Annotated in this window: 7 protein-coding genes and 2 pseudogenes; 7 read left to right on the top strand and 2 right to left on the bottom strand. The window is 74.5% G+C overall.

Features of this window, described 5'->3' with window-relative positions:
• Both DZF91_RS39305 and DZF91_RS01740 read left to right on the top strand, forming a co-directional pair.
• Positions 1-318: pseudogene (locus DZF91_RS39305) on the top strand (hypothetical protein); the annotation flags it as partial.
• A 453-nt stretch (positions 319-771) separates the two neighbouring features.
• Complete coding sequence (locus DZF91_RS01740; protein WP_117355764.1) at positions 772-1,677, top strand: hypothetical protein; 906 nt, start codon at positions 772-774, stop codon at positions 1,675-1,677.
• 74 nt (positions 1,678-1,751) lie between these two features.
• Here the strand turns inward: DZF91_RS01740 and DZF91_RS01745 are convergent, their stop codons facing one another.
• Positions 1,752-3,122, bottom strand: coding sequence for a hypothetical protein (locus tag DZF91_RS01745; RefSeq protein ID WP_147340936.1), 1,371 nt, complete (start codon positions 3,120-3,122; stop codon positions 1,752-1,754).
• Positions 3,123-4,204: 1,082 nt separating this feature from the next.
• Positions 4,205-5,086 (bottom strand): hypothetical protein, encoded by an 882-nt coding sequence (locus DZF91_RS01750; RefSeq protein ID WP_235834007.1) that lies wholly within the window; start codon positions 5,084-5,086, stop codon positions 4,205-4,207.
• A gap of 543 nt (positions 5,087-5,629) precedes the next feature.
• On the opposite strand from DZF91_RS01750, the gene DZF91_RS01755 reads away from it, so the two are divergent.
• The 5 genes and pseudogenes from DZF91_RS01755 to DZF91_RS01775 form a co-directional block, all read left to right on the top strand.
• Positions 5,630-6,310 (top strand): TetR/AcrR family transcriptional regulator, encoded by a 681-nt coding sequence (locus DZF91_RS01755; RefSeq protein WP_117355766.1) that lies wholly within the window; start codon positions 5,630-5,632, stop codon positions 6,308-6,310.
• A 602-nt stretch (positions 6,311-6,912) separates the two neighbouring features.
• On the top strand, positions 6,913-7,575 hold the full coding sequence (locus DZF91_RS01760; protein ID WP_235834009.1) for a sigma-70 family RNA polymerase sigma factor: 663 nt from the start codon (positions 6,913-6,915) through the stop codon (positions 7,573-7,575).
• Between the two features lie 252 nt (positions 7,576-7,827).
• Positions 7,828-8,253: an SSI family serine proteinase inhibitor gene (locus tag DZF91_RS01765; RefSeq protein WP_147340937.1), complete on the top strand. Its 426-nt coding sequence runs from the start codon at positions 7,828-7,830 to the stop codon at positions 8,251-8,253.
• A 144-nt stretch (positions 8,254-8,397) separates the two neighbouring features.
• Positions 8,398-8,799: a CBS domain-containing protein gene (locus DZF91_RS01770; protein WP_235834010.1), complete on the top strand. Its 402-nt coding sequence runs from the start codon at positions 8,398-8,400 to the stop codon at positions 8,797-8,799.
• A gap of 217 nt (positions 8,800-9,016) precedes the next feature.
• Positions 9,017-9,221, top strand: a pseudogene (locus DZF91_RS01775) (transcription antitermination regulator); the annotation flags it as partial.

Below are 9,221 nucleotides of genomic sequence, written 5' to 3' on the forward strand. Positions count from 1 at the left end.
GCGCCGCTCCCGCCGCCTCCGGGCGCGGCCCCCTACCCTCCGGCGTCCGCCCCGCCGATGCCGCCCGGCCCCGGCGCGCCGCCGTACCCGCCCGCCGTTCACGTCGCACCGATGTACCCCCACGGCGCTCCGCCGCCGTACCCGGCGTACGGTCCGTACCATCACCATCACCACGGCGCGGAGATCGCCGCCGTGGGCGCGGTCGTCGCGGGTGGCATCGTCGCCGAAGCAGCCGCCCACGCCGCCGCCCACGTCGTGGTGGAGGGCGTGGCGGAGGGCGCCGGCGCCTTCCTCGACATCCTCGACCTCTTCGGCTGACCCAGAACGCCCCCGCAGCCCACGCCGAACGGATCAGCGCCCCACGCGACCCAACGCCGAAACGACCCCGCACACGGCCACCCGGCGCGCGGACGTCGACACGCAAACGCACGGCACGCCACCGCGCCGATGCTCGACCTCGTCTGCGCGGGGCCGACACCGCGCCGATGCTCGACCTCGTCTGCGCGGGGCCGAGTCTGCGCGCAGACGCGTCGGCACGCGAACGCGCTGGCGTGCGGACGGACGGCACGCGGATGCGCTGGTGCGTGGACGGGGGCGGTGCGCGGACGTGTGTGGACGGGGCGTAAGTGGGGTTTGGGGTGTCCGTTGTTGGGGGGCGGCGGGGGGCAGACGGAAAATGGCCAGGTGATTCGGACGAGATCCGGTGCGGCTGGGGTTAGTCCGGCCGCGGGTGGTTAGGTTGAGTGCGGTGCCCGCCCCTGAGGGAGCTGTATGACCACCACAGTGATCCTGGTGCTGCTATGCCTGGCGATCGCCGGGCGCGAACTGTATCTGGCGTCCGACAAACGGCTCCCCCGCGCCCAGGCGGAGTTGCGCGAGCTGCGTGACCGGGTGGCCGACCTCACCCGCAGACAGGACGCCATGCGCGCCGACCTCGACCGCTCCGTCCAGGCCCCGCCGCCCGAGGCGCCGGACCGGGAGGCCGCCGTCGAGAGCGGGCCGTCGCCGGAGCTGGTCGGGCATCTCGACGCGCTCGCCGACCGGGTGGACCGGGTCGAGAAGGAGCTCGGCACGCTGTCCGCGCAGTACGCCGAGGTGGAACTCGACCGGGACGCGCAGCACGCCCTCGCCCGTTCGCTGGACGCCGTCGAGCAGGACGTCCGGGAGCTGCACCAGGAGATGCTCGACCGGCTCGCGTCCGAGAAGGGCGTCGTGTCCGGCCTGGTGCTGAGCGAGGAGGGCGAGGCCGAGGCCCTGCTGACCGAGGCGTTCGAGCGGTGCGCCGCCGAGTACGGGCTGCGGGTGCGGATCCGCGACCAGCGGGACGCGCAGGGAGGCGGCGGGCTGGTGGGCACGTCGTACTACCTGTCGGGCCGCCGCTCCGAGGCGCTGGCGGAGGAGCTGTTCGCGTACGTCCGCGGGCTGTACGACCCGCAGGACCCGTCCGGTCTGGCGGCGCTGCTCACCGAGCTGGCGCATCTGCGGGGCGACGGGCTGGTCCGGCTGGGCTCGTTCGCCGCCGTCCGCGCCCGGGACGTCGTGTGGTGCGGCCTCTTCCCGGCCGATTCCCCGCCGGCGTCCGGGGACGTCGACGACCCGCACGACCTGGCGTACCAGATCCGGGACCTCCCCGAAGACCAGCAGTGGGACCTGAGCTGGCTCCGCACGGAAGAGTGACGCGAAGCCGCCCGGCCCGACGTACGCGTTCTGTCTGCCCGCGGAAGAGGCGGGCAGGCAGAACGTAGGTCCGTCTAGGGGCGGACGAAGCGGGGTGTCGCCACCTCGGTGCGGTCGATGCGGAAGACCAGGAGGCAGCGCGCGGTGTGCCGGTCGTCCAGCCCCAGGCACACGCCCAGGCCGAGCCGGGGGTCGAGCAGGACGACGCGGCGCAGCGACCGCAGTGTCCGGCGCGTCAGCGTCCAGGTCTCGGGGCGGTGCGGGTCGCGCAGGGTGCCCGCGACGATCCGGGACGCGTGCCGCCACAGCGCCGGGGCGTCCAGGACGCGGACGCCCGTCGCGGTGAGGTCCGCGACGATCACGACCCCGGTGTCGTCCTCCTCGACGCCGTGCGCGCCGCCGCGGTCGTCGTCCCGCGGCTGGTCGAAGGGCGTGTCGAACTCGTGGCTCAGGGGCGTGGACGTCGGCGGGTCGCTGAGCGGGTCGGCCTCGAAGTCCAGCGCGTCGCCGAGCGGGTCGGCCTCGCCCGGACGGTCGTGGGGCGCGCTCGGACCGCTGACCGGCCGGTGGTAGCGGAGCGGGTCGACGGTGTCCACGACCAGCGCCTTCGCGTACGGGCGGGCGGCGCGAGGCCGCGCGTGGCCGCCGTTCTCGGACGCGGGACGGCGGTGCGCGCTGAGGTCCACCTCCAGTCCCATCGGGCCGAGCCACAGCGGCACGCCGATCCGCGCGACCGCTCCCCGCTCGTCCAGGGGGGCGATCTCGCGCCAGATCTCGTCCGCGCTCGTCGCGAGGGTCGCGCCGACGCCGAGTCCCGGGAACGCGCCCTCCAGGACGACCAGGAGCGCCTGCCAGGTGGGTCCGCCCACGAAGTCGCCGACGAACTCGTCCACGAGGGCTCGGCGGGCCCGCCCGTCGAGCCGGGTCATGTCGCCGTTGGGCACGTGGGCCCTGGGACGTCGTCCCGGTCGTTCCGAGCGGTCGGGGACGGTCGTGTCCGGCCTCGTGCGGGACGGGTCGTGCGCTGCCTCGGGGGTGTCGTGCGCCGGTCGCCGGGACGCGTCCGGGAAGGTCGGCTCGGGTTCGGTGGCCGGGGCGTCGGGCCGGGTCGGCGGACGGTCGGAGAGGCCGTCGGTCGCTTCGGGGTAGCGGTCGTCGGAGAGACGGTGACGTCCAGAGGCCCGGAGCGGCGGCCACGTTTCCTCGCCGGACGTTTCGGGCGAGGGGCCACTGAAGGACATGTCTCGCTCGTTCCCGCCCACGGTCGCCTCCTCCTCCGCGGGCAGGGCGGCCTCGGCCGGGGTGTTCCAGGCGACGGCGGCGGGGACGCCGTGCTCATCCGACGTCCGCGGTTCGTCCCGGTCCGCGGGCTCGTCGCGCCGGGGAACCGACGGCCCGGAAGCCTCGGACTTGCGCACGGTCATCCAGAGTTCATCGTCTTCCACTGCTGGATCATCGCCGTCCGGGCGCGGCGGCGGAGAGGTTTTCGCGGGTTCCGCCGCGTGCGGCCGGGGCGCGTCCCTCCACGGATCGGGGTCGTCCGGCCAGGTCGGGGGCGCTTCGTCCGTGGGTGGCGGGTCGTGGGGGGCGGTCGCGGGCGTCCGAGGTTCCGGCCTGCCCGGTGGCTCCCAGGGCTCCTCGCCCTCGGTGGCGGCAGTGCCGTCCTGGTCTGGCCGGGCGGTCTCGGCGGTCGGCGGAGTGTGGTGGGTGGCCGCCGCTTCCACGACGCTCGGCCTGCGCACGGTGGTCCACGCGTCGTCGGCCTCGGACGGCGGGACGGCAGGCCCGGAGGCGGCGTCCGGCCCTTGACCGTTCTGGGATGCGAGGCGTCCGGGGGCCGTGTCGTCGGACGCGAGAGGCGGCCCGTCCCGCTCAGGGCCGGTGGTGACCGGCGTCCAGTCAGCGGCAGCGTCCGGCCGACCTGCGGTTTCGCCACGAGAATCCGCGACCGGCGGCGAGGACGACGGCAACGGAATGTCCGGCCTCGTCGGCTGCGCCGAGCCGCCCTCCTCCCTCGGCCGGGGAATCCCCTGCGCGGCGGACGGCGCGGGTCCCGGAGGCGGCATCGGGGGCCCGGCGGACGAGGGCGCGTAGCCCTCGTGGGGCGGAGGCGCGTGGGGCGGCGGTGGAACGTGCCCCGGGACGTGCTGTGCGGGGACCTCCGACTGGTCCGGAGGCTGCCACGGCGCGGGGGACGGCGGGGGCGCCGGAGGCCGCTCCGGGGACGTGGCGGGCTCGGCGACGCGGGGGCGGCGGAGCGGGCCACCCGCCACCCGGACGTCACCCGGGTGCGGGATCTCCGGCGCCGGGCGGCCGCGCGCGGACCGGCTCGGGGACGGGTCGGCGTGCGGCGGCCGGCCGAACTCGTGCTCGTCGTGGCCGTCGGGCTCGTCGGGCGGGCGCGGGTGGTCGCGTGGGCCGGATCTCACGGTCTCGATCCTGTGCAGAGAACAAGATCGTCGGCAAGCGCTGAGGTGATCGTCTTCTCCTCGGACGGGGGCCGCCGCGGGGTCCCGGCGGCACGGGTTCAGGACGGACCGAAAAGCGCGGCGCAGAGGTGTTCGAGCCGGTCCGGGCCGTCGTCGGCGGCGAGCACGGTGAGGACGGCGGGGGCGTCGCCCGCCGGGTCGTCCAGGCGCAGCCGGACCGACACCTCCCGGCGCAGGGGCTCCTCGACGCCCTGGGCCGACCCGACGTCCTGGAGGCCGACGGACACGACCTCGGGGAGATCGACGAAGACGGGCAGCTCGTCCGCCGACAGGCGCTCGATCCAGAGGTCGAGGAGGCGGCGGGCCAGGCCGTTCAGCAGGCGCCCCCACGACTCGACCAGCGCCGGCGGGACGTTCTCGGTCTGGAGTTCCGGAAGTCCGAAACGGGCCAGGCCGTTGGTCGTGAACCAGAAACCGTGCGGTCCCCCGCTGTGCGGGAGCAGGATCCAGTCGGTGAGCCGGACCGTCCCGTCCGGGCCGGGGAGGGACCGTTCCAGCCGCTCCCGGCCGAGGACCTGCGGGGTGAAGCCGTCCACGACCGGCATGCTCAGCGCGGTCCCGACCGCCCCGGCGACGGCGCGCGCCGCCCACTCGTGCGCGGGCGGCCAGCCGGGCCGGTAGGCCGCGCGGACGGCCAGCAGGTGGGACGCGGCGGACACGGCCCCCAGCTCGGCGCGGGACGCCCCGTACGCCGCGAGCAGGTCCAGCGGGAGCGGCGGGAACTCGTCGGCGGGGCGCATGTCGAGGGTGAGCAGCGGGCTGGCCAGCATCCCGAGGACCAGCTCCCGCAGCGGCGGCCGGACGAGCCGTCCCACCTGGTCGCGGGCCAGTTCGCGCGGATCGGCGGGCGGCGCGGCGAGCGCCACGGCATAGGTCGCGTGCAGGTTCTCCGGAACCGGCAGCGTCAAGCTCTCTCCCACGGCGCCCACTCCCCGACCGCCCCGGCGCCCCCGGCCCTCCGGGGCCCGGCGTCCACCCGACCGACACTACAGATCAGACGAGAAGGGCACCGAAAACCGATCTATCGCAAAAGCGACAATTTCCTACCGAACTCCCGAACCCGCCTCCCACCTCCGCTCCGCGCGCGCCACATCCCGCTGCCCCGGCGCCACCCCCACCATCCACCGGGACCCCACAACCGCACGCGCGACGCCACAGCCGGACGCGGAACCCCACTGCCGGACGGGGGATGCCCCAGCCGGACGCGGGACGCACGACCGGACGCGCGACGCCACGCCCGGACACGCGACGCCACGCCCGGACACGCGACGCCACAGCCGGACGCGGAACCCCACTGCCGGACGTGGGGCGCCACAGCCGGACGTGAGACACCCGGCCGGACGCACGGTGAGCCGGATCCACGCTCCCTCCCCGGAGTGGCACATACTGGGTGAGCGCTCACTCGACGTCTTCCCGAACCCGAAATCCGCGGGGGCGCTCATCACCGACCAGAAAGGACCTCCGTGCCGTCCAGCAGCGAGACGACGCGCGACCGCATCCTGGCCGCCGCCATCGACGTCATCAAGGCGCGGGGCGTGGTCGCGGCGACGACCAAGGAGATCGCTCGTGCGGCCGGGGTGTCCGAGGGCAGCCTCTACAACCACTTCGAGAACAAGACGGCGCTCTTCGGGGCCGCGCTCGGCGAGGTCACGTCCGCCGCCCGGACGGCCGTCATGACGCTGATCGCCTCGGCGGGAGAGGCGACCGTCCCCGAGAACCTGGCCCGGTTCGCATCCGAGATGGTCCGCTTCTACGCCGAACTCCTCCCGATGACCGGGCCCGTCCTGGCCGATCCCGAGCTGATCGCCTGGCTCCGCACCCACACCCCGTCCCCCGGCGCGCCTCCCCCGCAGGACGGCCGGGCCGAGCCGGGGGCGCTGGGCGCCGGAGCCCTGGCGGGGCCGGTGCTGGGTGTGGCCGGGGTCACCGCGTACCTCGAAGCCGAGCAGCGGAACGGCCGCATCCGCGGGGACGCTCCGACGGCCCAGCTCGCCGGAGCCCTGCTGGGGAGCTGCCAGCTGCACGCGTTCCTGACCCGCCTGGCCGGAGCGGACGCGGTGACGGCCGGGGCGAAACTGCCCGAGAGGCCGGAGGACCACGCGACCGGGCTCGTGGACGCCGTGATGACGGGCCACCTCGCCTGACGGGCCACCTCGCCTGACCGGGCGCCCGCACGACGGCCCCGGATGACGGGCCACCCCCTGACGGCTCCCGGATGAGGGGGCACCTCGTCGGCGCCTGATCATGCGCTCGCGCCCCAGCTACGAACCCATGGAAATTGGGTTGCACGCGCCCGTCCCGCTCTATACCGTCCATCGGGCGTAGATCGGGACAGTTGGCCACGAATTGTGACTGACGCCACGCAACCTTTTGGACCGTCCCAAGCGTCTTACCCAGTGAGAACGCCACCGAGAGTGGACGGCTCGATCGGGCAGGCCCGCGACGTCCCGTGAACCGGGGTCGCCCTGGCTCCGCCGATCCGGCCTCTTCCCTCCCTCGGCCCACCCTCCATGCGAGGCCGAGACCCCGCCCGGCACGACCCACGCGTCTGAGGAACCGGCCGCGCACGCGCACGAGTCCCGAAGCTCGTCCGCGCCGGCGCGTCCGCGAGGCCGCGCCGAACCCGCCGGGCCGGTGGCCCTGAACGACCGAGTAACGAGGGGCGGCGACGTCCGCCCGAACCCGACGCGCCGACCGCGCGCCCACCAGGGCCCCGCCCGGGCCCACAACCCTCGGGGGAGCGACGATGACCGCTGCGACCATGGCCGTCCGACCGCAGGACGAGACCGCCCGCCACCAGACGGAGCGCCACCAGACGGAGCGCCACGAGGCCGCCCGTCACGAGACCGGGCGCCACGCCGTCGACCGCTACGAGCGCGACGTGCTGCCGCTCGCCGACCCGCTGTACGCCAGCGCCGTGCGGATGACCCGCAACAGCGCCGACGCCGAGGACCTGGTCCAGGAGACGCTCGCCAAGGCGTACGTGAACTTCCACCAGTTCCAGGAGGGCACCAACCTCAAGGCCTGGCTGCACCGCATCCTGACGAACAACTTCATCAACACCTACCGCAAGAAGCAGCGCGAGCCGCAGCGCGCGGGCTCCGAGGAGCTGGAGGAGTGGCAGATCGCCCAGGCCGAGTCGCACTCGACCGGGTTCCGCTCCGCCGAGTCCGAGGCCCTGGACCGCATTCCCGACCAGCGCGTCGTCGCCGCCCTGCGCGCCCTGCCGCAGGACTTCCGGGACGCCGTCTACCTCGCCGACGTCGAGGGCTACGCCTACAAGGAGATCGCGGCGATGATGGGCACCCCCATCGGCACCGTGATGTCCCGCCTGCACCGCGGGCGCAAGCAGCTGCGCGAGGCGCTCGCCGACCACCCGGCCCGCGTCACCCACGAGCTCGCCGCCTGAGCGCGGCCCGTGGTCCCGCCGGCCACCGAGACCAGACCTGACGGACGGCCCCCGAACGGCCGGCTCCGTCTCCCCACCCGGTCCCGCCTTCGTCCCGCGAAGGCGGGACTTCGCTTTTCCGCCCCTGCCGGGTCTTGTGCCACAGGAACGCCGACCGCCTTCCACCGTCACCGATCTCGGCATTCCTCTGCACGCTCGGTAACGATACGGATACGGTGAGCGAGGAATCCGACACGATCGTGGGGAGTGGTGATGAAGCACCTGATCACCGGTGTCGTTGTGGGAGCGCTCGCCGTGGGGCTGTCCGCGGCTCCCGCGCAGGGAGCGGTCCGCGGGGAGCACGAACCCGCGAAGAGGGACGAGGTCGCCAAGAGGACGGTTCTGCGGCTCACACTGACCTATCCGGGACGTGACACTTCCGGGGCCCGTACGGTCCTGCTGCGGTGCGACCCGCCCGGGGGCGACCATCCGAGTCCCGCGCGGGCGTGCGCGGAGCTCGCCGCCCACCATGGGGCGTTCGACCACCAGCCGGACCACAACCAGCTCTGCCCGATGATCTACCGTCCCGTCATCGCCCGGGCGAGCGGGTGGTGGCGCGGCCGGGACGTGCATTTCCGCAAGCAGTACGGCAACGACTGCGTGATGCACTCCCGCACGGGCGCCGTCTTCGCCTTCTGAGCGCCGCCCGACGGCCCGGAAGATCCTTTCCGGGCCGTCGGCATACCCCGACTCACCGTGGGTAGGGCGCGCCGGTAAAGGGGGATGCTGCGCGAGTTGGAGGTACGGGCGATGTCGCCTCGAGTCCCGCGGGTGAGCGATGTGATGACCAGACGGCCGCGCTCCCTCCCCCGCGAGTCCACGCTTCACGAGGCGGCCCGGCTGATGCGGGACGAGGGGATCGGCGACGTGCTGGTCACCGCGGCCGGACGGCTCTGCGGCATGGTCACCGACCGGGACATCGTGGTCCGGGCCGTGGCCGAGGACTGGGACGCCCGGATCACCTCCCTCGGGGAGGTCTGCACCGCCGACCTGGCGACCGTCCGCCCGGACGACGACGCCGCCACGGCCGCCCGCCTGATGCGCGAGCGGGCCGTCCGGCGGCTTCCGGTGGTGGACGAGAAGAGGCGTCCCGTCGGGATCGTCTCGCTGGGCGACCTCGCCGACTGCGAGCGGCTGTCGGTCCCCACCCTGGAGGAGATCTGGAGAGCGCCGCCCAACCTCTGAGCGCGCCGCCCAACCTCTCAGAGCGCCCTGCCACTGAGCGCACCCCTCAACACTGAGCGCGCCCGACGCCCCTGAGCGCACCCTCAGCACTGGGCGCGCCCGACGCCACTGAGCGCGCCGCCGACCCTCTGAGGAGGCCGTACCGACCTCGGAGGACGCGGCCGAACCTCCGGAGGGGATTGCTCCGCCCACCCGATGAGGGGATACCGTCGGGAGGGTGCCGCCTGCCTCCGTTCTGACCGACCGCCTCGCCGTGGAGATCGCCCGTCTCGGTGTGGTGGGCGAGTCCTCCGACGTCGGAACTCTGTCCCGGGTCGCCGATCTGGCCGCGCGGGCCGTCCCCGGGTGCGCCGGGGCGTCCGCCGTGCGCTGGGCCGTGCCCGACGAGGGGGCGCCCGCTGCGGGGGCCGCCGCCGAGCCGG

Origin of the sequence: Actinomadura logoneensis (assembly GCF_003428695.1) — a bacterium.
GTDB lineage: Bacteria > Actinomycetota > Actinomycetes > Streptosporangiales > Streptosporangiaceae > Spirillospora > Spirillospora logoneensis.

Coding starts and splice junctions, on each gene's coding strand:
- DZF91_RS01770 (WP_235834010.1), top strand. CDS start 8,398: ATGACCAGACGGCCGCGCTCCCTCCCCCGCGAGTCCACGCTTCACGAG.
- DZF91_RS01740 (WP_117355764.1), top strand. CDS start 772: ATGACCACCACAGTGATCCTGGTGCTGCTATGCCTGGCGATCGCCGGG.
- DZF91_RS01765 (WP_147340937.1), top strand. CDS start 7,828: ATGAAGCACCTGATCACCGGTGTCGTTGTGGGAGCGCTCGCCGTGGGG.
- DZF91_RS01760 (WP_235834009.1), top strand. CDS start 6,913: ATGACCGCTGCGACCATGGCCGTCCGACCGCAGGACGAGACCGCCCGC.